General features: G+C 69.5%; 20 protein-coding genes and 1 tRNA gene. 10 read left to right on the plus strand and 11 right to left on the minus strand.

Going from position 1 to position 21,715, the window contains the following annotated elements; genetic code table 11:
• Nucleotides 1–121 precede the first annotated feature (121 nt).
• From RAMLITH_RS08420 to RAMLITH_RS08430, 3 genes are read left to right on the plus strand one after another with little or no spacing between them, the layout of a single operon-like run.
• Nucleotides 122–796: a response regulator transcription factor gene (locus tag RAMLITH_RS08420; protein WP_168106913.1), complete on the plus strand. Its 675-nt coding sequence runs from the start codon at nucleotides 122–124 to the stop codon at nucleotides 794–796.
• Nucleotides 793–2,220, plus strand: coding sequence for a sensor histidine kinase (locus tag RAMLITH_RS08425; RefSeq protein ID WP_168106914.1), 1,428 nt, complete (start codon nucleotides 793–795; stop codon nucleotides 2,218–2,220). Before RAMLITH_RS08420 ends, RAMLITH_RS08425 begins: the two co-directional genes overlap by 4 nt.
• Complete coding sequence (locus tag RAMLITH_RS08430; RefSeq protein WP_168106915.1) at nucleotides 2,220–2,642, plus strand: RNA-binding S4 domain-containing protein; 423 nt, start codon at nucleotides 2,220–2,222, stop codon at nucleotides 2,640–2,642. Before RAMLITH_RS08425 ends, RAMLITH_RS08430 begins: the two co-directional genes overlap by 1 nt.
• A 9-nt stretch (nucleotides 2,643–2,651) precedes the next feature.
• Here the strand turns inward: RAMLITH_RS08430 and RAMLITH_RS08435 are convergent, their stop codons facing one another.
• From RAMLITH_RS08435 to RAMLITH_RS08445, 3 genes are all read right to left on the minus strand, one after another.
• Nucleotides 2,652–5,228, minus strand: coding sequence for a TRAP transporter permease (locus RAMLITH_RS08435; RefSeq protein WP_168106916.1), 2,577 nt, complete (start codon nucleotides 5,226–5,228; stop codon nucleotides 2,652–2,654).
• A gap of 84 nt (nucleotides 5,229–5,312) precedes the next feature.
• Complete coding sequence (locus tag RAMLITH_RS08440; RefSeq protein WP_168106917.1) at nucleotides 5,313–6,293, minus strand: TAXI family TRAP transporter solute-binding subunit; 981 nt, start codon at nucleotides 6,291–6,293, stop codon at nucleotides 5,313–5,315.
• 19 nt (nucleotides 6,294–6,312) lie between these two features.
• Nucleotides 6,313–7,647, minus strand: a complete 1,335-nt coding sequence (locus tag RAMLITH_RS08445; RefSeq protein ID WP_168106918.1) for an aspartate aminotransferase family protein — start codon at nucleotides 7,645–7,647, stop codon at nucleotides 6,313–6,315.
• A 226-nt stretch (nucleotides 7,648–7,873) separates the two neighbouring features.
• Between RAMLITH_RS08445 and RAMLITH_RS08450 the strand changes: the two genes are divergently transcribed.
• Together RAMLITH_RS08450 and RAMLITH_RS08455 are read left to right on the plus strand one after the other, a co-directional pair.
• Nucleotides 7,874–8,062, plus strand: coding sequence for a hypothetical protein (locus RAMLITH_RS08450; RefSeq protein ID WP_168106919.1), 189 nt, complete (start codon nucleotides 7,874–7,876; stop codon nucleotides 8,060–8,062).
• Nucleotides 8,063–8,175: 113 nt separating this feature from the next.
• The gene (locus RAMLITH_RS08455) at nucleotides 8,176–9,339 is read left to right on the plus strand and encodes an MFS transporter (RefSeq protein WP_168106920.1); all 1,164 of its coding nucleotides are present in this window, start codon (nucleotides 8,176–8,178) and stop codon (nucleotides 9,337–9,339) included.
• A gap of 7 nt (nucleotides 9,340–9,346) precedes the next feature.
• Here the strand turns inward: RAMLITH_RS08455 and RAMLITH_RS08460 are convergent, their stop codons facing one another.
• The 7 genes from RAMLITH_RS08460 to cysS all read right to left on the minus strand — a co-directional run bounded on the left by RAMLITH_RS08460 (nucleotide 9,347) and on the right by cysS (nucleotide 15,266).
• A complete protein-coding gene (locus tag RAMLITH_RS08460) occupies nucleotides 9,347–9,583 on the minus strand; it encodes a DUF2061 domain-containing protein (RefSeq protein WP_168106921.1) in 237 nt (78 codons plus the stop codon).
• A 154-nt stretch (nucleotides 9,584–9,737) separates the two neighbouring features.
• Nucleotides 9,738–9,830 (minus strand) — tRNA-Ser (locus tag RAMLITH_RS08465).
• 33 nt (nucleotides 9,831–9,863) lie between these two features.
• Nucleotides 9,864–11,132 (minus strand): aspartate kinase, encoded by a 1,269-nt coding sequence (locus tag RAMLITH_RS08470; RefSeq protein ID WP_168106922.1) that lies wholly within the window; start codon nucleotides 11,130–11,132, stop codon nucleotides 9,864–9,866.
• An 82-nt stretch (nucleotides 11,133–11,214) separates the two neighbouring features.
• A complete protein-coding gene (tilS, locus tag RAMLITH_RS08475) occupies nucleotides 11,215–12,228 on the minus strand; it encodes a tRNA lysidine(34) synthetase TilS (protein WP_168106923.1) in 1,014 nt (337 codons plus the stop codon).
• On the minus strand, nucleotides 12,191–13,168 hold the full coding sequence (locus RAMLITH_RS08480; RefSeq protein WP_168106924.1) for an acetyl-CoA carboxylase carboxyltransferase subunit alpha: 978 nt from the start codon (nucleotides 13,166–13,168) through the stop codon (nucleotides 12,191–12,193). The genes tilS and RAMLITH_RS08480 overlap by 38 nt, the downstream gene beginning before the upstream one ends.
• A 77-nt stretch (nucleotides 13,169–13,245) precedes the next feature.
• Complete coding sequence (locus tag RAMLITH_RS08485) at nucleotides 13,246–13,884, minus strand: DNA-3-methyladenine glycosylase family protein (RefSeq protein WP_168106925.1); 639 nt, start codon at nucleotides 13,882–13,884, stop codon at nucleotides 13,246–13,248.
• 5 nt (nucleotides 13,885–13,889) lie between these two features.
• Entirely contained in the window at nucleotides 13,890–15,266 is a 1,377-nt protein-coding gene (gene cysS, locus RAMLITH_RS08490; RefSeq protein ID WP_168106926.1) for a cysteine--tRNA ligase, read from the minus strand.
• Nucleotides 15,267–15,424: 158 nt separating this feature from the next.
• Between cysS and RAMLITH_RS08495 the strand changes: the two genes are divergently transcribed.
• The 5 genes from RAMLITH_RS08495 to RAMLITH_RS08515 all read left to right on the plus strand — a co-directional run bounded on the left by RAMLITH_RS08495 (nucleotide 15,425) and on the right by RAMLITH_RS08515 (nucleotide 18,876).
• A complete protein-coding gene (locus tag RAMLITH_RS08495; RefSeq protein ID WP_168106927.1) occupies nucleotides 15,425–15,976 on the plus strand; it encodes a tetratricopeptide repeat protein in 552 nt (183 codons plus the stop codon).
• 124 nt (nucleotides 15,977–16,100) lie between these two features.
• On the plus strand, nucleotides 16,101–16,778 hold the full coding sequence (locus RAMLITH_RS08500) for a peptidylprolyl isomerase (protein WP_168106928.1): 678 nt from the start codon (nucleotides 16,101–16,103) through the stop codon (nucleotides 16,776–16,778).
• Nucleotides 16,779–16,821: 43 nt separating this feature from the next.
• Entirely contained in the window at nucleotides 16,822–17,328 is a 507-nt protein-coding gene (locus tag RAMLITH_RS08505; RefSeq protein WP_168106929.1) for a peptidylprolyl isomerase, read from the plus strand.
• 10 nt (nucleotides 17,329–17,338) lie between these two features.
• Complete coding sequence (locus RAMLITH_RS08510; RefSeq protein WP_337786124.1) at nucleotides 17,339–18,112, plus strand: UDP-2,3-diacylglucosamine diphosphatase; 774 nt, start codon at nucleotides 17,339–17,341, stop codon at nucleotides 18,110–18,112.
• Entirely contained in the window at nucleotides 18,112–18,876 is a 765-nt protein-coding gene (locus RAMLITH_RS08515) for a M90 family metallopeptidase (RefSeq protein ID WP_168106930.1), read from the plus strand. Before RAMLITH_RS08510 ends, RAMLITH_RS08515 begins: the two co-directional genes overlap by 1 nt.
• On the opposite strand, the gene RAMLITH_RS08520 is transcribed toward RAMLITH_RS08515, so the two are convergent.
• On the minus strand, nucleotides 18,854–21,574 hold the full coding sequence (locus RAMLITH_RS08520; protein ID WP_168106931.1) for a DUF349 domain-containing protein: 2,721 nt from the start codon (nucleotides 21,572–21,574) through the stop codon (nucleotides 18,854–18,856). The two genes, RAMLITH_RS08515 and RAMLITH_RS08520, sit on opposite strands and share 23 nt — an antisense overlap.
• Between the last annotated feature and the right edge of the window lie 141 nt (nucleotides 21,575–21,715).

The raw sequence follows: 21,715 nt of genomic DNA on the forward strand, positions 1-21,715 counted from the left end.
GTTGCTCCTTGGGTGTTTGTCCGGTCGACGCCGGGATGATGCGCCCGCTGCCTGTCAAACGGCTGTCCTCGGGATTGGGGAAACTACTACAGTCCAGGACAAAATCCGCTGGCTCAACCCGATGAAGATCCTGCTGGTCGAAGACGATCCCGCGATGCGCAGCACCCTGGAGCGCGCCCTCGCCCGCCGCGGCATGCAGGTGGAAGGCTGCGGCGACGGCCTGCGCGCACTCGCCGCATGGCAAGCGGGCGGCCCGGACGTGGTGGTGCTGGACCTGACCCTGCCGGGCCTGGACGGATTGCAGGTGCTCGAAGCGGCACGCCAGCGCGGGCTGGCGACTCCGGTGCTGGTGCTCACGGCGCGCGGGACCGTGGGCGATCGCATCATCGGCCTCAACAGCGGCGCCGACGACTACCTGCCCAAGCCCTTCGACCTGGACGAACTGGAGGCACGGCTGCACGCCCTCGCCCGGCGCCGCGGCGACGCCGCGCCGGCGAACGGCGGCGGCTCGCGCGTGGGGGCGCTGCGGCACGACCGTGGCAGCGGCGCGTTCTACGTGCGCGACGAGGTGCTGGAGCTCACGCCGCGCGAAGCCGCCCTGCTGCAGGCGCTGATGGCGCGTCCGGGGCATGCGGTGGCCAAGGAAAAGCTGTTCGAGCTGGTGTTCCCGGGCCAGGCCGACGTGCAGTACGAAGCGATCGAGGTGGTGGTCTACCGGCTGCGCAAGAAGCTCGCCCACACCGGCACCGTGCTGATGACCCTGCGCGGGCTGGGCTACCTGCTGAAGGCCGCATGAAGGCGCCGCGCTCGTTGCGCCGCTACCTGCTGGCGGGGATCCTGGTGCCGGTGCTGGGGCTGATCGCCCTCAACACCGCCAGCCTGTATTCGCAGGCGCTGGCGGCGGCGAACACGGCGTACGACCGCACCTTGCTCGCCTCGGCGAAGGTGATCGGCGAGCAGCTCGACGTGGAAGGCTACGACGACTTGGCTCGCGTCCGTGCCACGGTGCCTTATTCCGCGCTGGAAGCCTTCGAGGCCGACAATCGCAGCCGCCTCTTCTATCGCGTGTCGAGCCTGGACGGCGAGATGATCTCCGGCTTCGCCGAGCTGCCGTTCTGGCGCGGCCAGCTGCCGCAGCGTCCGCCGTACGCGGCCCTGGTCGACTTCTACGATGCCCGGATGGGCGAGGAAGAGGTGCGCGTGGCAATCCTGCTGCAGCCGGTGGTCAGCGTCGCCGGCCGCGGCATGGCGGTGGTGCAGGTCGCGGAAACGCTGCAGCTGCGCCGCGCGCTCGCCCGCCAGATCCTGGTCGACACGGCCTGGCGACAGGCCGTGCTGGTGGCCGTGATTGCGCTGGTGGTGGTGATCGTCGTTCAGGCCGGCATGCGGCCGGTGCGGCGGCTCAGCACCGAGCTCGAAGGGCGTGCCGAGAACGACCTGACCCCGATCGGTGCCCCCGACGCGCCGCGCGAGGTGCTGCCGCTGCTCGACGCCACCAACCACGTCATGGCCAGGCTCGCGCACCTGCTGGACAACCAGAAGCGGTTCGTGCGCGACACGGCGCACCAGCTGCGCACGCCGCTTGCGGTATTGAAGACCCAGGTCCAGTCCGCGCTGCATGGCGACGTCGAGCCGCGCCAGGCGCTCCTCGAGATCAACGACACGGTCGACCGCGCGACCGCGCTGGCGAACCAGATGCTGGCGCTGGCCAAGGTCGAGCAGCTGCGCCAGCAGCGCGACGCCCCTGTGCTCGACCTGGCCGAGGTGGTGCGCACGGTGGCGCTCGAGCTGTCGCCGCTGGTCGCCGGCAAGGACCTCGATTTCGAGCTCGCCACTGCGCCGGCGCCGGTACGCTCGCACGAATGGATGCTGCGCGAGCTCACGCGCAACCTGCTGCACAACGCGATCCGGCACTCGCCGGACGGCGGCCCGCTGTCGGTGTGGGTGGCGGCCGAGGCGGGCGCCGCCGTGCTCCGCCTGCGCGACAGCGGACCCGGCATCGCCGCCGAGCTGCGGCCCCGCCTGTTCCAGCCGTTCTCCCCGGGCGACCCGCGCACCGGGTCGGGGCTGGGGCTGGCGATCTCGCACGAAGTGGTGGCCGCCCTGGGCGGCACCATCAGCCTGGACAACCGCGAAATGCCCGCCCCCGAGGGCGAGGCCGGCCGCGTCGCGGGCCTTGATACAACAGTGCGACTGCCGCTGGCGGAGAATCCGTCCTGATGGACAAGCTTCGGATCGACAAGTGGCTGTGGGCCGCGCGGTTCTACAAGACGCGGACCCTGGCCAGCGAGGAAATCGCCCGCGGGCGCGTCGAGGTCAACGGCCAGGAGGTCAAGCCGGCGCGCGAAGTCAAGATCGGCGACACCGTCGGGCTGCGCCAGGGCCCCGTCACGCGCACCGTGGTGGTGAAAGGCCTGTCCGGCACGCGGGGCCCGGCGCCGGTGGCCCAGCAGCTGTACGAGGAAACGCCCGACAGCATCAAGGCGCGGGAGCAGGCCGCCGAGCGGCGGCGCCTCGCGCCCGAGCCCGCCCTGGCCATCGAACAGGGGCGCCCCACCAAGCGCGGACGGCGCGAACTCGACGACGCGCAGCGCGGCTGGGGCGACCGCTGGAGCGCGTCGCTCGACGACAAGGAATCCTGACCGGCGCGTTCAGGCCAGCGCCGACCGGGGGCGCAGCCGCAGCCCCTGGGCGAACCACACCAGCGCGATCAGCGCCAGCGCGGGCAGGTAGAACCAGTGCGGGCTCGGCCGGTCGGTCGGCACCTTGATCGCCTGCACGTCCCAGCCCTGCTCCACGCCCGCCTTCTTGGCGCGCGAGCCGAACTTCACGGCGCCGATCTGCATCTGGTCGCCCAGCGGCATCAACTGGATGCCGGCGTCCGACAGCCGCTTGCGGCCGTCGGGACCGGCCGCGCCAAGCCGCACGGCCACGGTCTTGACCTTGTCTTCGCCTTCGAGGGTCAAGCCCTTGATGACCATGACCATGCGCCCATCGGCCGGCTCGTTCTTCGCGATCTCATAGATCTGCGAGGGCGGCGCATCGCGGTACTCCGGCGTGATCTGGTCCATGAAGAAGTCAGGACGGAACAGGAGCGCGACCGCGATCGCCAGCAGGCCGGCTTCCCACCACCGCATCTTCACCCGGAACCAGAACATCGTCAGCGCCGAGAACACCAGCATGGCAATGGTGGACGCGACGATCACCCGCACCAGTTCGGCGGTCCCCGCCACGTCCAGCAGCAGCAACTGCGGGTTGAAGATCCAGATGAAGGGCAGGATGACCGTGCGCAAGGCATACAGGGCGCCCTGGATGCCGGTCTGGATGGCGTCCTCGCCGGAGATCGCTGCCGCCGCGAAGGTGGCCAGTCCCACCGGCGGCGTGATGTCGCCCATGATCCCGTAATAGAAGACGAACAGGTGCACGCCGATCAGGGGAATGATCAGGCCCGACTGCGCGCCGAGTTCGACGACGACCGGCGCCATCAAGGTGGCCACCAGCACATAGTTGGCCGTGGTCGGCACGCCCAGCCCCAGCACCAGGCAGACGAACGCGATGAACAGCAGCATCACGAACACGTTCCCCTGCGAGACGAACTCGACGAAGTCGGTCATGCGCAGGCCCAGCCCCGTGAGCGTGATCCCGCCGACGATGATGCCGGCGGTCGCCGTCGCGATGCCGATCCCGATCATGTTGCGCGAGCCGTCGTGGAAGCCCTGCACGACGTCGTTCCAGCCGCGCGCCCAGTGTCCGCCGGAGGGCCGGCGGCGGAACAAGGCAACCAGCGGATGCTGCGTGAGCATCAGCACGACCAGCACCACGATGGCCCAGAACGCCGACAGCGCCGGCGAGAACTCCTCGATCATCAGGCACCAGATCAGCACGCCGATCGGCAGCAGGAAATGCAGTCCCGCCTTCACCGTCGGCCACGTCAGCAGCGGCTCGGGATTGTCGACGTCGATGTCCTCCGGCAGGTCGGGACTGAGCGCCGCCTGCCGCACCGAATACAGGTACAGCAGGGCCACCATCGCGCCGATCGCGTACGGCGCTGCCGTGCCGAGCAGGGCCTTGGCCGCCTCGAAGGCGTAGTACAGCGCGCCGATCACGACGATGCTGCCGGACAGCCCGAGGCCCCAGGCGAGCGCCGTTGCCCGCCACGGCCGCGGCGTGCGCGACACGATCGGGTTCATGCCGAGCTTCACCGCCTCGAGGTGGACGATGTAGAACAGGCCGATATAGGAGAGCACGGCCGGCAGCAGCGCGTGCTTGACGATGTCCGAGTACGGGATGCCCACGTACTCCACCATCAGGAAGGCCGCCGCCCCCATCACGGGCGGCATGATCTGGCCGTTGACGGACGACATGGTCTCGATCGCGCCGGCCTTCACGCCGCCGTAGCCGGACTTCTTCATCAGCGGGATCGTGAAGATCCCGCCGGAGACCACGTTGGACACCGACGAGCCCGAGATCATGCCGTTCAGGGCCGACGACACGACCGCCACCTTGGCCGGGCCGCCGCGCAGGTGGCCGAGCGCCGCGAAGCTGACCTGCATCATGTAGTTGCCGCCGCCGGCGCGATCGAGCAGCGCCCCGAACAGCACGTACACGAAGATGGCGCCGGTGGACACGCCCAGCGCGATGCCGTACACGCCTTCGGTCGTCAGCCACAGGTGCGAGATCAGCCGGTTGAGCGACGCGCCCTTGTGCTGCAGCACCTCGGGCATCCACGGGCCGGCCATCGCATAGACGATGAACACGACAGCCAGCACCGCCATCGGCCAGCCCACGGCGCGGCGCGTCGCTTCCAGCAGCAGGACCAGCCCCACGGTGGCGGTCACCACGTCCATGGTCGTCGGCTGCCCGGGGCGGGTGGCCAGTTGCGCATAGAACAGCAGCAGGTAGGCCCCGGCGAAGGCGCCGGCAAGCGCCAGCGTCCAGTCGATCAGCGGCACCCGGTCACGCGCGGATCCCTTGCCGGCCGGCCAGGCCATGAACGCGAGGAACATCGCAAAGGCGAGGTGGACCGCCCGCGCTTCGGTGTCGTTGAGGATGCCGAAGCCGAGCTCGAACGGCAGCGGCGAGGCATACCAGAACTGGAACACGGCCCACGCCAGCGCGACGAGGAACACGAGCAGGCCGGTGGCGCCGGCGAGCTTGCGGCTGCCGGTGTCGGCTTCCGCCACGAGTTCCTGCAGTTCGGTAGGTGCTTTTTCGATGTCTGTGGCCATGGCGGCTCCTCGCGCGCGGCAGGAAAGTCGGGACCAAAAAAAGGGCGAAGCCCGCTTCGCCCTGGTTCGTCGCTGGCGGCCGGATTACTTGATCCAGCCCTTTTCCTTGTAGTAGCGCGCCGCCCCGTCGTGCAGCGGGGCCGACAGGCCGTCCTTCACCATGTTCTCGGGCTTGAGGTGAGCGAGCGCGGGGTGCAGCTTCTTGAACTCCTCGAAGTTGTCGAACACCGCCTTCACGACCTGGTACACGGTGTCGGCAGGCGCCTTGGTGGACGCGACCACCGTCGCCAACACGCCGTAGGTGTTGGTCGGGTCGGGGTTGTTCGGATACAGGCCGCCGGGGATCACTGCCTTCGCGTAATACGGCTTCTCCTTCACCAGCTTGTCGACGGCGGGGCCGGTGATGGACACGAGCTTGGCGCCGCAGCTGGTCGTCGGGTCCTGGATGTTGGCGCTGGGATGGCCCACGCCGTAGAAGAAACCGTCGATCTTGCCGTCGCACAGCGCCGGGCCATGCTCGTCGGCCTTCAGCTCGGAGGCCAGCGAGAAGTCGGTCAGCTTCCAGCCCATCGCCGCGATCAGCTCCTCCAGCGAGGCGCGCGTGCCGGAGCCCGGATTGCCGACGTTGAAGCGCTTGCCCTTGAAGTCGGTGAAGGTCTTCACGTTCGCTTCCTTGCGGGCGACGGCGGTGAACGGCTCCGGGTGCACCGAGAACACGGCGCGCTGGTCGCCCCAGGCGCCGGCGTCCTTGAACTGGGCCATGCCCTTCAGCGCGTTGTACTGCACGTCCGACTGCGTGAAGCCCAGGTCCAGCTCGCCGGCCTTGATGGTGTTGACGTTGAACACCGAGCCGCCGGTCGATTCGACCGAGCAGCGGATGCCGTGCTTGGCGCGGTCCTTGTTCACCAGCCGGCAGATCGCGCCGCCCGCGGCGTAGTAGACGCCGGTCACGCCGCCGGTGCCGATGGTGATGAACTTCTGCTGCGCGGCAGCGGGTGCGCTCCACAGCGCCGAGCTGACGGCCACGGCCGCGGCCAGGGTGTGGAACAGGAATTTGCCAGACATGCTTCTTCTCCTCGTTAAATCAGACCGACTCGATCGCGGCGGCGATCGCCGCGTGCAGGCGCTGCGCGATCACGCCGAATTCGGCTTCCGTTGCGATGAACGGCGGCGCCAGCAGGACGTGGTCGCCAAGACGACCGTCGACTGTACCGCCCATCGGGTAAACCATCAAGCCGCGCGCCATGGCTTCCTTCTTGATGCGCGCGTGCAGCTTCAGCGCCGGATCGAACGGCGTCTTGCTGGCGCGATCGCGCACCAGTTCGACGCCCCAGAACAGGCCCCGGCCCCGGATGTCGCCGACGTTGGGATGGCCGCCCAGCGTTTCGCCGAGCAGCGCCTCCAAGCGCGCCCCGCTCTGGCGCACGCGCGCGACCAGGTTCTCGCGCTGCAGCACGTGCTGCACGGCGAGCGCCGCCGCGCAGGCGACGGGATGGCCGAGGTAGGTGTGCCCATGCTGGAAGAAGCCGGAGCCCTGCGACATGGCCTCGACGATCCGCTTCTGCGCCAGCACCGCGCCGATCGGCTGGTAGCCGCCGCCCAGTCCCTTGGCGACGACCAGCAGGTCGGGCGTGACGCCCTCCTGCTCGCAGGCGTGGAGGCTGCCGGTGCGGCCCATGCCGCACATCACCTCGTCCAGGATCAGCAGGACGCCGTGACGGTCGCACACTTCGCGCACCGCCTTGAAGTAGCCCGGCACCGGCGTCAGCACGCCGGCCGTGGCGCCGCCGACGGTTTCGGCGATGAAGGCGATGACCTTGTCGGTGCCCAGGCGCTGGATCGCGTCGTCGAGCTCCTGCGCAAGGCGCTGCCCGTACTGCTCGGGCGTCTCGCCCGCCTGCTGTTCGCGGTACGGGTAGCACGGCGAGACATGCGTTGCCGGAATCAAGATCGGCGCGAAAGGCTCGCGCCGCCACTGGTTTCCGCCCACCGACAACGCTCCGAGCGTGTTGCCGTGATAGCTCTGGCGCCGCGCGATGAAATGGCTGCGCTGCGACTGGCCGGTCTCCACGAAGTACTGGCGCGCCATCTTCAGCGCGGCCTCCACGCCTTCGGAGCCGCCGCTGACGAAATAAGCGTGGCTCATGCCGGCCGGCCCGTGCTCGATCAGGTGGGCGGCCAGTTCTTCGGCGACTTCGGTCGTGAAGAAACTGGTGTGCGCGTAGGCAAGCCGGTCGATCTGCGCGTGCATCGCCGCCAGCACCTCCGGGTGGGCGTGCCCGAGGCAGGAGACTGCCGCACCGCCGGACGCGTCGAGGTATTCCTTGCCGCTGCTGTCCTGGATCCACACGCCCTTGCCGCTGACCGCCACGGGCGGGGTGTGATGCAGGTGGCGGTGGAAGACGTGCGTGTTGCTCATGGCGATCCTGCGGTGAGGGCGTGCGGCTGGCTGCCGCGTCGCGCCGGCCGCTGCCGGCGTGAACGGACGCGTCGATTCTAACGGTGCGTGCGTGGGTGACGAGCCCTGGTCCGACTCGGCCGGCCGGCGTTGTCCGACAGGCACGGGGGGCCCGCTCCGGCAGGGGCGCGGCGCTGCTGAGCCGATACTTTCCGGCTTGGTTTCAGAGAGAGCACGGAGAACACGAATGAACGAACGGAGAACGATGTCCATGCTGCAGCGGGTGCCGGTGATCCTGGCGGTCACGGCCGCGTCGTACGGCCTGCCGCTGCAGGCGCAGTCGGCGGCGCAGCGCAGCGCCGCCAAGGAGCCGATCTCGCGGCCGGCGGAGGCTTCGAGCCACGCGGTGCAGCACCGCTTCGCCGCGCAGCGCTGAACACGCACTGCATCGACACAGACAGGCCGCCGCGAGGCGGCCTTTTTCTTTGCACGCGAGCGCGAAGCACCCTGGACCCCGGCCGGCAAGACACGCCGCACAATGCGCAGTCCATGTCGATGTTCCTGGTCCTCGCCGCCTGCGGCTTTGCCAGCAGCTTCTCGCTGCGGCTGATCGATCCGCTGATCCTGCCGGTGGCGACGCATTTCGACGTGGCCACCGGCACCGCGGCGATGCTCAGCCCCGCCTACGCGCTGCCGTACGCGCTGTCGCAACCATTCCTCGGTCCGATCAGCGACCGCTTCGGCCGCATGCAATGCATGAACGTGTGCATGGCCGGACTGGCGGCGACGTTGCTGCTGAGCGCGCTCGCACCTTCGTTCGAACTGCTGTTCGCCTCGCGCATGGCCGCCGGGGTGTTCGGCGGCGGGCTGATTCCGCTGGTGCTGGCGGCGCTGGGCGACGCCTACGACATGCAGGGCCGGCAGGTCGCGATCGGGCGGATGCTGTTCGCGCTGATCAGCGGGCAGATGCTCGGGTCCATCGTCGCCGGCTTTGCCGCGCAGGCGGCGGGCTGGCGTTCGGCGTTCTGGATCTCGTGCGCCCTCGCCTGCCTCGCCGCGGGCCTGCTGTGGACGGCGCTGCGTCAGGCTCCTGCCGCCGCCCGCACGGAGCCGCCGGCGTCGTTCCGCGCGCTGTACGGACGCGTGTTCGCCAATCCGAAGGCCGCGTGGCTCTATCCGGCGGTGTTCGTCGAAGGCATGTTGTTCTTCGGTTTCTTCCCGTTTGCCGGCGAGGCCCTGCTCGCCATCGACCCGGCGCCGCCCAGCGAGATCGCGCGCCAGGTCGGGGTGATGCTCGGCGCCTTCAGCATCGGCGGACTGGTCTATGCCTTCACCGTGCGGCGTCTGCTGCGCGTCCTGGGCGTCGTGCGGATGTGCGTGGTGGCTTCCCTGCTAGGGGCTGCCGCCTACGGCGCGCTGGCGCTGGCGCAGGGCTGGCGGCATGCCGCCGTCGCGATGCTGGCCGCCGGTCTCGCCTTCTACATGTTGCACAACTGCCTGCAGACGGAAGCGACGGAACTTGCGCCGACCGCCCGCGGCTCGGCCGTGGCCCTGTTCGCATGCGGCCTGTTTCTGGGGCAGGGGGCGGGTCCGCTGCTGTTCGGCCCGCTGGCCGACTACGCCGGACATGCCGGCGCCTACGTGCTGGTGGCGCTCGCGCTGGCGCTGCTGGGTCAGGTGGTGGTGCTGCGGATCGTCGGACGGCCGCGCTGACGCTGCCTCAGGCGGCTGCCCGGGCGGCGTGCTCTTCGCTGCGCCGCGCGCGCCACTGCCACGCCTTCTCGTGGAAAAAGAAGGCCACGGCCTGCACGGTGGGTTCCAGCAGGCTCAGGGTGACGGCCATCACGACGTCGCGCGTGACGGCATATGCAACCATGGAAGCCACCAGCATGTGCAGGACGTAGTAGCTGGCGGTCTTCTTGAGGACGGGCAACTGGGCGCGGGCGATCCTGGCCATGACATTTCTCCGGATGCTGTGCTTGGGCTGATGGAGAAATGGTATGGGCCACTGCGCCGACAGTCGAATGAAGTCTCGCTACGGCGGCGATAGCCGGGACCCGGTTCCAGCCAGCCTGCCCAACAAAAACGCCCCGCGAGGGGCGTTTGTGTCTTGGCGGAAACGGAGGGATTCGAACCCTCGATGAGGCTCTACACCCCATACTCCCTTAGCAGGGGAGCACCTTCGGCCACTCGGTCACGTTTCCTGAGAGGCGCAATTATGCCCCAAACCGAACTCTTCAGGAGCGCGGCTGGTCCAGGTCGAAAGCGCGGTGCAGGGCCCGGACGGCCAGCTCCATGTACTTCTCGTCGATCACCACCGAGGTCTTGATCTCGCTGGTGGAGATCATCTGGATGTTGATGCCCTCCTCGGAGAGGGCCCGGAACATCTTGCTGGCGATGCCGACGTGGCTGCGCATGCCGATGCCGACGATGCTCACCTTGCAGATCTTGGTGTCGCCGGTCAGGCTGTCGGTGCCCAGCGCCGGCAGCACCTTCGCCTTGAGCAGCTCCATGGCGCGCGCATAGTCGTTGCGATGCACGGTGAAGCTGAAGTCGGTCTTCCCTTCCTTGGAGATGTTCTGGATGATCATGTCGACCTCGACGTTCGCCTCGGCGACCGCACCCAGGATGTTGTAGGCGATGCCCGGCTTGTCCGGCACGCCCAGGATCGAGATCTTGGCTTCGTCGCGGTTGAACGCGATGCCCGAGACAACGGCCTGTTCCATTTTTTCGTCTTCCTCAAAAGTGATCAAGGTGCCGGAGCGGGCCTCCTCGTCGATGGCTATGTCCCAAGGCGTGAAGCTCGAAAGCACGCGCAGGGGAACCTGGTACTTGCCGGCGAATTCCACGGAGCGGATCTGCAGCACCTTGGAGCCGAGCGACGCCATCTCCAGCATCTCCTCGAAGCTCACCGTGTGCAGGCGCCGGGCTTCCGGCACCACGCGCGGGTCGGTGGTGTAGACGCCGTCCACGTCGGTGTAGATCAGGCACTCGTCGGCCTTCATCGCCGCCGCCACCGCGACCGCGGAAGTGTCGCTGCCGCCGCGGCCCAGCGTCGTGATGTTGCCGTCCTCGTCGACACCCTGGAAGCCGGTGATGATCACCACCTTGCCGGCGCCGAGGTCGGCGCGCACCTTCTTGTCGTCGATCGACTCGATGCGCGCCTTGGTGTAGGCCTTGTCGGTGCGGATCGGCACCTGCCAGCCGGCGTAGCTCACCGCCTCCAGGCCCTCGGCCTGCAGCGCCAGCGACAGCAGCCCGACGGACACCTGCTCGCCGGTGGAGGCCAGCATGTCGAGCTCGCGGCTCACCGAATCGGTGTGCTGGCCGGGCGCGACTTCCTTGGCCAGCGCCAGCAGGCGGTTGGTTTCGCCGCTCATGGCGCTGGGCACCACCACGAGCTGATGCCCCGCGCGGACCCACTTGGCGACGCGCTTGGCGACGTTGCGGATGCGCTCCGTGGAGCCCATCGACGTGCCGCCGTATTTGTGAACGATCAATGCCATCGGAGGAGAACTTGTTGCGGCGGTTGGGGGAGTGTTTCGGGGCGGGCCGCACCGCGAAAAACCCGCCAATTATAGAAAACCCCTAGCCAGCCCGTCCGTTTGCGTCCACATCGGATGCGTGGTCCGTGATGTATCGCAAGGCGCCGTCGCGAAGTTCCACGCGGCCGGCCGCCACCCTGATCCGGATCGCATGGCCGCGCGTGGCGCAGGCAGCGACCTGGTCCAGCAGTTCCTCGAGCTGGGCGGCACTCGGCGCGGCGCCGTGCGCCGTGCGCAACCAGTGCCGCAGCGCATTCGCCTGCCGCGCCCGAGACAGACTGCGCAACGCCGCCACGGCCGGCGGCGCACCGACCAGGGCCAGGTCGGCCGCAGCGATTTCGCCGAGCAGCTGCTGCGCCTGCGCAGCGTGCCGCGCGCTGCGGGAAAACGTCTCCCGGAACTGCGGGAATGCCCGCTGCAGCGCGGGCAGCACCTCGTGGCGGATGCGGCTGCGGGTGTACGCCGGATCGGCGTTCATGGGATCGTCGGCGAACGCGATCGCCTGCCCCCGCAGCCACTCGCGCAGCGCGTCGCCGCGCACCTGGAGCAGCGGCCGATGGAACGCGACGCCGTGGCGCTCGATGCGTGCCGCCATCGCGGCCAGCCCTGGCAGGCCGGCGCCACGGCTGAGGGCCAGCACCATCGTCTCCACCTGGTCGTCGGCGTGCTGGGCCAGCAGGACGGCCGCGAGACGGTGGGCGAGCGCCGCCTCCGCCAGCGCCGCGTACCTCGCCTTGCGCGCCGCGTCTTCCGGGCTCTCGCCGGGCTGATGCCGGGCATCGACTTGCGCCACGTGCAGCGGCACGCTCCACGCCTCGCAGGTGGCGCGGCAGCGGCGCTCGAATTCGTCGGCCGCGGCCTGCAGTCCGTGATGGACATGGATCGCGTGGACCTGCCCGGGCCAGCGCTGGACGGCCGCGGCGAGCAGCGCCGTCGAATCCGCGCCGCCGCTGAAGGCGACGGCGCAAGGCAAGGGAACGTCCAGGCCCTGCAGCGCGGCGAGGGCCGGGTTGTCGGCACTAACGGGCGTCGGCCTTGGTGTCGGTGAAGCGGCCATAGCTTTGCAGCCGCTCGTAGCGCCGCTCCAGCAACTCGCGCACCTTGAGGTCGGCGAGTTGCCGCCAGGCGTCGTTCAGCGCGCGCTTGAGGAAGGCAGCCGTCTGCTTGTGGTCGCGGTGGGCGCCGCCCACGGGCTCGTTGACGATCTTGTCGACGAGGCCCAGCGCCTTGAGCCGGTGGGCCGTGATGCCCATGGCGTCGGCGGCGTCCTGCGCCTTCTCCGAAGTCTTCCAGAGGATCGACGCACAGCCCTCCGGGCTGATCACGGAGTAGATCGAGTACTGCAGCATCAGCACCTGGTCGGCCACCGAGATCGCCAGCGCGCCGCCGGAGCCGCCCTCGCCGATCACCGTCGTGATGATCGGCACCTCGAGCTGGCACATCTCGAAGATGTTGCGGCCGATCGCCTCGGACTGGCCGCGCTCCTCGGCGTCGATGCCGGGATAGGCCCCGGGTGTGTCGACGAACGTGAAGACGGGCAGCTTGAACTTCTCGGCCGTCTTCATCAGGCGCAGCGCCTTGCGATAGCCCTCCGGCCGGCTCATCCCGAAGTTGCGCAGCGCGCGCTCCTTGGTGTCGCGGCCCTTCTGCTGTCCCAGCACCATGCAGGGATTGCCGTTGAAGCGCGCCAGTCCGCCGACGATCGACAGGTCGTCGGCGAAATGGCGGTCGCCGTGCAGTTCGATGAAATCCGTGAAGATCTCGGCCACGTAGTCGAGCGTGTACGGCCGCTCCGGGTGGCGCGCGATCTTCGTGATCTGCCACGGGGTCAGGTCGCTGTAGATGTCCTTCGTGAGCTGCAGGCTCTTCTTGGAGAGCTGGTCGATCTCCTCGGAGATGTCGACCGCCGACTCCGTCTGCACGTACCGCAGTTCCTCGATCTTGGTCTCGAGTTCCGCGATCGGCTGTTCGAAATCCAGGAAAGTCCTCTTCGCCAAGTTCGGCTCCTCTTCGCCCGCCGGACCCTGCGTTCGCCCCTCTTGGGGAGCACGGCAGGCGCCGCGGCCGTGGTTGTTCAATACTCGACCGGCAGCGGATCCAGCGATCGCCAAATATACCAAGTGGCGACGCTGCAATACGGCGCCCAGGCGGCGGCCACTTCCCGGGCGTCGCTGCGGCTGACCGGGTCGCCCGAGAAATAGTTGCGGCTGATGCCGTTGATGAGCCCCACGTCGTCCAGCGGCAGCACGTTGGGCCGCATCAGGTGGAAGATCAGGAACATCTCCGCCGTCCAGCGACCTATGCCCCGGATGCCGACCAGCTCGGCGATGATCTCGTCGTCGCTCATCGCCTCCCAAGCCTCCGGCCGGATGGCGCCGCAGTCGAAGTGCAGGGCCAGGTCCACCAGGTACTCGATCTTGCGCGCGGACAGCCCCGCCGCCTGCATGTCGTCCACCTTGAGCTTCAGCACGTTGCCCGGCGACATGCGCCGCGGCAGCGTCGCGAAACGGTCCCACACGGTCTGGGCCGCCTTCACCGAGATCTGCTGGCCGACGATGCTGCGGGCGAGCGTCGTGAATGCGTCGCCGCGCGAGCGCAGGCAGGCGTCGCCGAACTGCGGGATCAGCCGCTTCATGACGCGGTCCTTGCGCGTGAGGTGGCGGCAGGCCTCCCCCCAGTACTCCGGGGGCGGGACGACGATCTGTTCGGGCATACGGCTCAAGCAGCAGACTCCCAGGTGGTCCCCGCCGCCGAGTCCTTCAGCACGATCCCCTGCGCCAGCAGGTCCTGGCGGATGCGGTCGGCCGCGCCGAAGTCCTTCGCCTTCTTGGCGGCCGCGCGCTCGGCGATCAGCCGTTCGATGGTGGCTTCGTCCAGGCGCGACCCGGCGCGCAGGAACGCCCGGGGATCGCCCTGCAGCAGTCCGAGGCAGCCACCCAGCGCCTTGAGCAGGCTGGCGAGTTCGGACGACTTGCCGCGATTGACTTCCGCGGCGAGTTCGAACAGCGCCGCCACCGCCTCGGGCGTCGCGAAATCGTCGTCCATCGCCGCCTTGAACTTCGCCGCGAACGGGTTGGTCCAGTCGATCGCCACCGCAGCCGGGGCCACGGAGTCGAGGGCGGTGTAGAGGCGCTTGAGCGCCGCCCGGGCGTCCTCCAGGTGCACGTCGCTGTAGTTCAGCGGACTGCGGTAATGGGCGCGCACGATGAAGAAGCGCAGCGTTTCCGCGTCGAACTTCTCCAGCACTTCGCGGATGGTGAAGAAGTTGCCCAGGGACTTCGACATCTTCTCGTTGTCGACGTTGACGAAGCCGTTGTGCATCCAGAAGCGCGCCAGCGGCTGGCCGTTGGCGCCTTCGCTCTGCGCGATCTCGTTCTCGTGGTGCGGAAACTGCAGGTCGGCCCCGCCGCCGTGGATGTCGAAGGTCTTGCCCAGCAGCGCGCACGACATCGCCGAGCACTCGATGTGCCAGCCCGGCCGGCCCTTGCCGTAGACGCTGTCCCATTGGGCGTCGGCGGGCTCGGTCGGCTTGGCGGCCTTCCACAGCACGAAGTCGAGCGGATCTTCCTTGCCCTCCAGCACGGCCACGCGCTCGCCGGCGTGCAGCTCGTCGAGCGACTTGCCGGAGAGCTTGCCGTAGCCGGGGAAGCGGCGGACGGCGTAATTGACGTCGCCGCCGGGCGTGCGGTACGCGAGGCCCTTGCCTTCGAGCTGTCCCACCAGGTCCAGCATCTGCGGCACGTAGTCGGTGGCGCGCGGGTCGTGCGTGGGCCGCTCGATGCCCAGCGCGTCGAAGTCGCGGTACATCCCGGCGATCATGCGGTCGGTGAGGCCCCGCACCGTCTCGCCGTTCTCCACCGCGCGCCGGATGATCTTGTCGTCGATATCGGTGATATTGCGCACGAAGGTGACGCGATAACCACTCGCCTTCAGCCACCGCTGGATCACGTCGAACGCCACGTTCGCGCGCGCATGGCCGACGTGGCACACGTCGTACACCGTCAGGCCGCACACATACATCCGCACGTGACCCGCCTCGAGCGGAGAAAAATCTTCCGTGGCACGCGAGAGCGTGTTGTAGATGCGAAGGCTCATGGACGGTGGCGGGCGCGGCGTAGGGGTGGGCCGCGCGGTCGGGACAGCTGGTTGTGGGGGGAGTGGCCTGGGGCTCGCGCGGGGGAGCCGGCAGCTACAATGCAGCGCAGTATATAGCCGCGGTTTGGCCATTGTCAGCCGCCACACGTCCTCTTTCCATGACTGCTGCGCCGCGCTTTCCTTCGCACTGCCTGCGCCTGCTCACGCTGGCCGCCGCCATGGCGTGGACGACCCTCGCGCTGGCCGACGACTACGCGGGCGTCAACGCGCTGATCCGCTCGGGCCAGGCCGCCGCCGCCATCGCCAAGGCCGACGAGTACCTGGCCGCGAAGCCGCGCGATCCGCAGATGCGCTTCCTCAAGGGCGTGGCGCAGTCCGAGGCGGGCCGCACCGCCGACGCGATCGCCACGTTCTCCGCGCTCAACGCCGACTATCCCGAGCTGCCCGAGCCGTACAACAACCTCGCGGTGCTCCATGCCGGGCAGGCACAGTTCGAAAAGGCGCGGGCGGCGCTGGAGATGGCGGTGCGCGTCAATCCCCGCTACGCCGTGGCGCACGAGAACCTCGGCGACGTGTACGCCAGGCTGGCCGCGGTCGAATACGCGAAGGCACAACAGCTCGACGCCGCCAACACGACCGTCGCTCCCAAGCTGACGCTGATCCGCCAGCTCTTCGAGCGGCCGCGTGCGCAGGCGGCGCCGCCGCGCTGAATCCCGCCGGGCCGCGGCGCCGCAGAGCTGCGCCGGCCGCGCGGGCCCGCTACCATCTCGGTTGCCTTCGCGCCGTTTCGCACGCAGGCAAATGCCAGTTCGTCCCTGAAGGAGTGATGTGCCGATGACCCGTTTCACCCGCCGCGCGGCGGCCCTCGCCATGTGTCTCGCGCTCGCCGCCGGCACCAGCGCCTTCGCCGCCGACGCGCCGCAGGTCAGGTTCTCGACAACCGCGGGCGAGTTCGTCGTCGAGGTGTATCCTGACAAGGCGCCGAAGACAGTGGAGAACTTCCTGCGCTACGTCAAGGACAAGCACTACGACGGCACGATCTTCCACCGCGTCATCGACAACTTCATGGTCCAGGGCGGCGGCTACGACAAGCGCTACGCGCAGAAGCCCACTCGTCCGCCCGTGCCGCACGAAGGGCGCGAGGCGCTCGCCAAGGGCGGCCCGAAGAACGTGCGCGGAACGCTCGCGATGGCACGCACCAGCGACCCGAACTCCGCGTCGGCGCAGTTCTTCATCAACGTCAAGGACAACGCGTTCCTTGACCCGGTCCTGATCCCGCCGGGCGACCCGGTGCCGCGCTTCGAGTACCAGGGCCGCGTGTACCTCAACGAAGCGCGCGCGACGCTGGAGAAGGCACCGCAGCTGTACGGGTACACCGTGTTCGGCAAGGTCGTGAGCGGGATGGACGTAGTCGACCGCATCAAGGCGACGCCGACCGGCCCCGGCGGCCCGTTTCCGAGCGACGTGCCCACCACGCCGGTCGTGATCGAGTCCGCCACGCTGGTCAAGTAACGCATCGGCGGCCCCGCCGCCTCCACCACAACGAAGGAATCCCATGAGCAACCCCAAGGTCGAACTGCACATCGCCGGCTACGGCGTGATCACCCTCGAGATCGACGAACAGAAGGCGCCCAAGTCGGCCGCCAATTTCCTCGAGTACGTGCGCAAGGGCCACTACGACAACACGATCTTCCACCGCGTGATCCCGGGCTTCATGGTCCAGGGCGGCGGCTTCGAGCCGGGCATGAAGCAGAAGCCCACCGGCAAGGAGATCGAGAACGAGGCCAACAACGGCCTGAAGAACGACAACTACACGGTCGCGATGGCGCGCACGCAGGCGCCGCACTCGGCCACCGCGCAGTTCTTCATCAACGTGGCCGACAACGACTTCCTGAACCACACGTCGCCGACCCCGCAAGGCTGGGGCTACGCGGTGTTCGGCAAGGTCGTCTCCGGCCAGGACGTCGTCGACCGGATCAAGGCCGTGAAGACCGGCCGCAAGGGCTTCCACGACGACGTGCCGCTGCAGGACGTGGTGATCGAGAAGGCCGTCGTGGCCTGAAACGCGCCTGGTGCAAGTGCAGCCGGATCGGCCGTTCCCCGAAGTCGAGGCGCCCGCCGCGTGGCGCACGATCGACTTCATCTCGGACCTGCACCTGCAGCCGGCGGAACCCGCGACCTTCGAAGCGTGGCGCCGCTACATGGGAGCTACCCCGGCCGACGCGGTGTTCATCCTGGGCGACCTGTTCGAAGTCTGGGTGGGTGACGACGCTGCCGCCAAGGCGGGCTTCGCCGCCCAATGCGCCCAGGTCATCCGATCGACGGCCGAACGGGCAGCGGTCTTCTTCATGCCCGGCAACCGGGACTTCCTGGTCGGCCAGCGCTTCCTGAAGACCTGCCGCGCGAAACTGCTCGCCGATCCGTCGGTGCTGCAGTTCGACGGCCGCCGCTGGCTGCTCACGCATGGCGACGCCTTGTGCCTCGCCGACGCCGAATACATGGAATTCCGGGCCCAGGTCCGCGATCCGGCCTGGCAGCAGCAGTTCCTCGCCAAGCCGCTGGCCAGCCGCGAGGCGATCGCGCGGGCGCTGCGCCAGCAGAGCGAAGACCGCAAGCGGCGCGAGGCGGAGTACGCTGACGTCGACGGCGCCGCCGCGCTGGCGTGGCTGGACGCCGCCCGGGCGCAGACGCTGGTGCACGGTCACACCCACCGGCCCGGCGATCACCTGCTGGGGCCGCGCGGCTGGCGCGCCGTGCTGAGCGACTGGGACGCCCGGGCCGACCCGCCGCGCCAGCAGGTCCTGCGCCTCACCGTAGCGGGGCTGCAGCGCATCAATCTCGACTGATGTTCGACTGGCTCCGCCGCCGCCCTTCCGCACCGGTCGTGCCGGATGCGCTGTGGGGGGAGGTGCTTTCCCGATTCCCTTTTCTTTCGGACCGCGCCGAACCGGATGTGGCACGGCTGCGCGAGTTGGCCGGCCAGTTCCTCGCCACCAAGGAGTTCCACGGCGCCAACGGCTTCGTCATCACCGACGCGGTCGCGCTCTCGATCGCGGCGCAGGCGGTGCTGCCGGTGCTGCGGCTCGGCCTCGCCTGGTACGACGATTTCGTGGGCATCGTCGTGCACCCAGGGGAAGTGCTGGCTCGCCGCACGGCCACCGATGATTTCGGCGTCGTGCACCATTACGACGAGGTGCTCGCCGGCGAGGCCATGCACCAGGGGCCGGTGATGCTCAGCTGGTCGGACGTCGCCGGCGCCGGCGCGGCGGCGGAGGAAGGCTATAACGTCGTGATCCACGAGTTCGTGCACAAGATCGACATGCGCGACGGCGCCCCCGACGGCTGCCCGCCGCTGCCGTCGGCGGCCGCCCGCCGGCGCTGGCTGGAAACGATGCAGGCCGAGTACGACGCGTTCCGCGAGCGGGTGGTGATCGCCGAGCGCTTCGGCGGCGAGGCCACCTGGCTCGACCCCTACGGCGCGGAGTCCGTCGACGAGTTCTTCGCCGTCGCCTGCGAAGCCTTCTTCGTCAACCGGCCGCGGTTCGAGGCCGAGTTTCCCCGGCTCGCGCCGCTGCTGGCGGGCTTCTTCAGCGGCGCAGCAGCGTCCTGAGCGCGTTCTGCAGGCGCCGCGCGCTGCCCGCGTCGTAGGCCGACGCCAGCACGCGCGCGACGTCCTGGCCCCAGGTCTGCGCCGGCGACGGATCGTTGCGTCGCGTCAGCAACTGCAGCTGCAGCATGCGGCGCGCCGCGAGCTGCTCCGCCGGCGTCGGCGCCTCGGAGGCAATCTCCAGCCGCAGCAGGGCCTCGGCCGCATCGCCTGCAGGGGCAGCGCCCAGCGCCTGCACCCATGAGGCCCGCACCGCGGGGCTCACCGCCTTGCCGAGCTCCTGCGCGCTCGGCACCTGATCGGCGGAGCGCTGCTCCCAGGCCGTGAGCAATTGCGTCAGCGCTTCGCCATGCGCCTGCGCGGCCAGCTTCTTCAGCGCCATCTGGGCGTGTTCCAGCGCCTCGCGCTGGGCCCGGAACGCAACGTCGCCAAGCCGCGGGCCGCGGTCTTCCGCGGGGCGCTCGCCGAAGCGGCCGCCGGCCCGTGCGTCGCGACCACCCCGATCATCGCGGCGCTCGCCTGGGCGCCCAGGACCCCCGGGGCCCTTGCGGTCGCCGAAGCGGCCGCCTCGCGCCGGCGCCACGGGCTCGGTCTTCTTCATGCCGGGGCGGTCGTCGCCACGCATCGCGATCACGGGCTTGGGCGTCGCCTTCGGCGGCGCGGGCGGAGCGGCGGCTGCTTCGCCGGCGGACTCGGCCGCCGGCTCGACGGCGCCTTCCGCGGGCGGCGCGGCCCCTGTTTCGGCCGGCGCAGCTTCGCCCTCGGCGGCTTGCGCGGCCGGGGCGCCGCTCTCCTGGCCAGCGGCCGCAACAGCGGCCGCGGCCTGTGCCTGTCCACGCAGCGCCGCTTCCAGCGCCGACATGGCCGCCTTGATCTTCTGCGCGTCGCCGGTGGCGTTCGCCGCTTCCAGGGCCTTGGACGCCTCCAGCACCACGCGATCGCGTTCGCTCAACGCCGCCGCGGCGCGCTCACGCTCCTGCGTCTTGCGGTTGAACGCCTCGTCGATCGGCTTGCGGAACGCGTCCCACAGCTTCTGCTCGTGCTTGCGGTCCAGCGGAATACCTTGCGCCTCGCCCTGCCAGCGCTGCTGCAGCGCCTTGACGGCGTCGATGCGCAGCTGCGGCTCGGCGCCGAGTTCCCTGGCCTCGTCGATCATCGCGTGGCGGCGCTCCAGGCTCTGCTTCTGGATCGCCTCCAGCGGGGAGGCGGCGGCGCGGATCGCTTCCTTCCACTGCGGCTGCAGTTCGGCGAAGGCCTTTTCGCTCAGGTGGCCGGCGTCGCGCCAGCGGTCCTCGAACTGGTGCAGGATGCGGTTGAAGCCCTTCCAGTCGTCGTCGCGAGCGGTCGGATTCTCCGCCGCCCAGGCCTTGACTTCCTCGATCAGCGCGAGGCGCTGCGCCTTGTGTTCGGCGGCTTCGGCCTTGACCTTGTCCAGCCAGGCCTCGACCACCTTGTAGGCTTCGTTGCAGGCGTCGTCGAAGCGCTTCCACAGCGCGTGATTCGGCGGGCCGCCCTGGTCGGTCTGCTTCCACTGCTCGCGCAACCCGCGCAGCTGCTCCTGCATCTTGCGCCCGCCATAACGCGGCTTGGGCGGCTGGGGCTCCTGGCCCTCGGCGGGGGCCGGCCGCTCGAACAGGCCCTCGGCCTTGGCGACGAGTTCCTGGCGCAACTGGTCGGCGCGCCAGCGCTGCCAGCCTTCGAGCTCGCCCGCCGCCGCGAGGGCCGCATGGGCCTGGTTCTCCAGCTTGTCGTCGATCAGCTTGCCGTGCTCCTTCAGGGCGTTGCGCAGGGCGCTGGCGGCACCCGCGCTCGCCTTGCCGTGGCCTTCGGCGATTTCCTGCTCCAGCTTGCCGAGCACCTCGCGCACCGCCTGCGTCGCCCGCGCCCGCACCTCCGGATCGACCTTCGGCTTGGCGGGCTTGGCCGGGGCTTCCGCCGGCACGCCGCGCGCGAGCCGCAACTCGTCGGCCCACACCGGCACGGGCGGCAACGGCGCGGCCGGATCCTGCGCCGCCGCCACGGCCTGCGCCAGCGCGATCTGGAACGCGTCCCAGACGACCTGCAATTGGGTGCGCGACGACTCCAGCAGCGGCGGGAACCTGGCGTCCACGCTGCCCCAGTTGGGGTCGGCCAGCAACGCCTCGGCCTGCTGCTGCCAGGCCGGCACGTCGGCGGCCAGCGACTCCGCGGCCGCCTTCGCGTCCTGCCACGATTTCGTCGAAAGCACCTCGATGCGCTGCGCGAGCAGCACGGCCGCCTCGCGCTGGACCTGCACCCGGTGCTGGAGGTCCTCGATGCCCTTGACGCGATCGGCCAGCTGCGCCTTGATGCCGGCCAGCGGCTCGCGACTGAGCGGCGCGCCGGCCTTGGCAGCGTCACGTTGCCACGCGAGGGCGTCGGCGATGTTCAGCTTGGGTTGCGCCAGCAGGGCGCGGGCCTTGTCCGCCCACTCGGCAGCGATGGCCTCCTGGCCCTTGCTGCGCTTGATCTCGTCCAGCCGCTCGCGCAGCAGCCGCGCCGCGCCCTTGTCTCGTCCGCTCAGCTCGCGAAAGACTTCCTGCATCTGTTCCGGGCTCGGATCGCGGGCGAGCCATTCGCGCACGCGCGCGGCGCGCTCGCCGGAGGTCGGCGCCGAAAAGGCGCCGCCGGTCAGGGTGTCGAGGGCGCGGGTGTCGTTGGGTTTCAGTGTGGCTTGGGTCACTGCGTGTCTTCGTGTCTGGGGCGCTCCCCGCAAGGGGCGAAAGCGCTATTCTCGCCGCGATTGCGGGCGCGCCGATGCCGGCCCTCGCACGGGGTCGCCATTCACCGTCGCCGGCCCAATGAAAAAGCCCGGTAGGCGGGC

This window comes from Ramlibacter lithotrophicus, from assembly GCF_012184415.1.
In the GTDB taxonomy this organism is placed as follows: domain Bacteria; phylum Pseudomonadota; class Gammaproteobacteria; order Burkholderiales; family Burkholderiaceae_C; genus Ramlibacter; species Ramlibacter lithotrophicus.

What these genes read in the sequence shown, in the direction of transcription:
- cysS (WP_168106926.1), bottom strand. Translation starts at nt 15,266, where the DNA reads ATGAGCCTTCGCATCTACAACACGCTCTCGCGTGCCACGGAAGATTTT.
- RAMLITH_RS08445 (WP_168106918.1), bottom strand. Translation starts at nt 7,647, where the DNA reads ATGAGCAACACGCACGTCTTCCACCGCCACCTGCATCACACCCCGCCC.
- RAMLITH_RS08485 (WP_168106925.1), bottom strand. Translation starts at nt 13,884, where the DNA reads ATGCCCGAACAGATCGTCGTCCCGCCCCCGGAGTACTGGGGGGAGGCC.
- RAMLITH_RS08450 (WP_168106919.1), top strand. Translation starts at nt 7,874, where the DNA reads ATGAACGAACGGAGAACGATGTCCATGCTGCAGCGGGTGCCGGTGATC.
- RAMLITH_RS08470 (WP_168106922.1), bottom strand. Translation starts at nt 11,132, where the DNA reads ATGGCATTGATCGTTCACAAATACGGCGGCACGTCGATGGGCTCCACG.
- RAMLITH_RS08420 (WP_168106913.1), top strand. Translation starts at nt 122, where the DNA reads ATGAAGATCCTGCTGGTCGAAGACGATCCCGCGATGCGCAGCACCCTG.
- RAMLITH_RS08505 (WP_168106929.1), top strand. Translation starts at nt 16,822, where the DNA reads ATGAGCAACCCCAAGGTCGAACTGCACATCGCCGGCTACGGCGTGATC.
- RAMLITH_RS08495 (WP_168106927.1), top strand. Translation starts at nt 15,425, where the DNA reads ATGACTGCTGCGCCGCGCTTTCCTTCGCACTGCCTGCGCCTGCTCACG.
- RAMLITH_RS08425 (WP_168106914.1), top strand. Translation starts at nt 793, where the DNA reads ATGAAGGCGCCGCGCTCGTTGCGCCGCTACCTGCTGGCGGGGATCCTG.
- RAMLITH_RS08460 (WP_168106921.1), bottom strand. Translation starts at nt 9,583, where the DNA reads ATGGCCAGGATCGCCCGCGCCCAGTTGCCCGTCCTCAAGAAGACCGCC.
- RAMLITH_RS08515 (WP_168106930.1), top strand. Translation starts at nt 18,112, where the DNA reads ATGTTCGACTGGCTCCGCCGCCGCCCTTCCGCACCGGTCGTGCCGGAT.
- tilS (WP_168106923.1), bottom strand. Translation starts at nt 12,228, where the DNA reads ATGGCCGCTTCACCGACACCAAGGCCGACGCCCGTTAGTGCCGACAAC.
- RAMLITH_RS08435 (WP_168106916.1), bottom strand. Translation starts at nt 5,228, where the DNA reads ATGGCCACAGACATCGAAAAAGCACCTACCGAACTGCAGGAACTCGTG.
- RAMLITH_RS08500 (WP_168106928.1), top strand. Translation starts at nt 16,101, where the DNA reads ATGACCCGTTTCACCCGCCGCGCGGCGGCCCTCGCCATGTGTCTCGCG.
- RAMLITH_RS08440 (WP_168106917.1), bottom strand. Translation starts at nt 6,293, where the DNA reads ATGTCTGGCAAATTCCTGTTCCACACCCTGGCCGCGGCCGTGGCCGTC.
- RAMLITH_RS08455 (WP_168106920.1), top strand. Translation starts at nt 8,176, where the DNA reads ATGTCGATGTTCCTGGTCCTCGCCGCCTGCGGCTTTGCCAGCAGCTTC.
- RAMLITH_RS08430 (WP_168106915.1), top strand. Translation starts at nt 2,220, where the DNA reads ATGGACAAGCTTCGGATCGACAAGTGGCTGTGGGCCGCGCGGTTCTAC.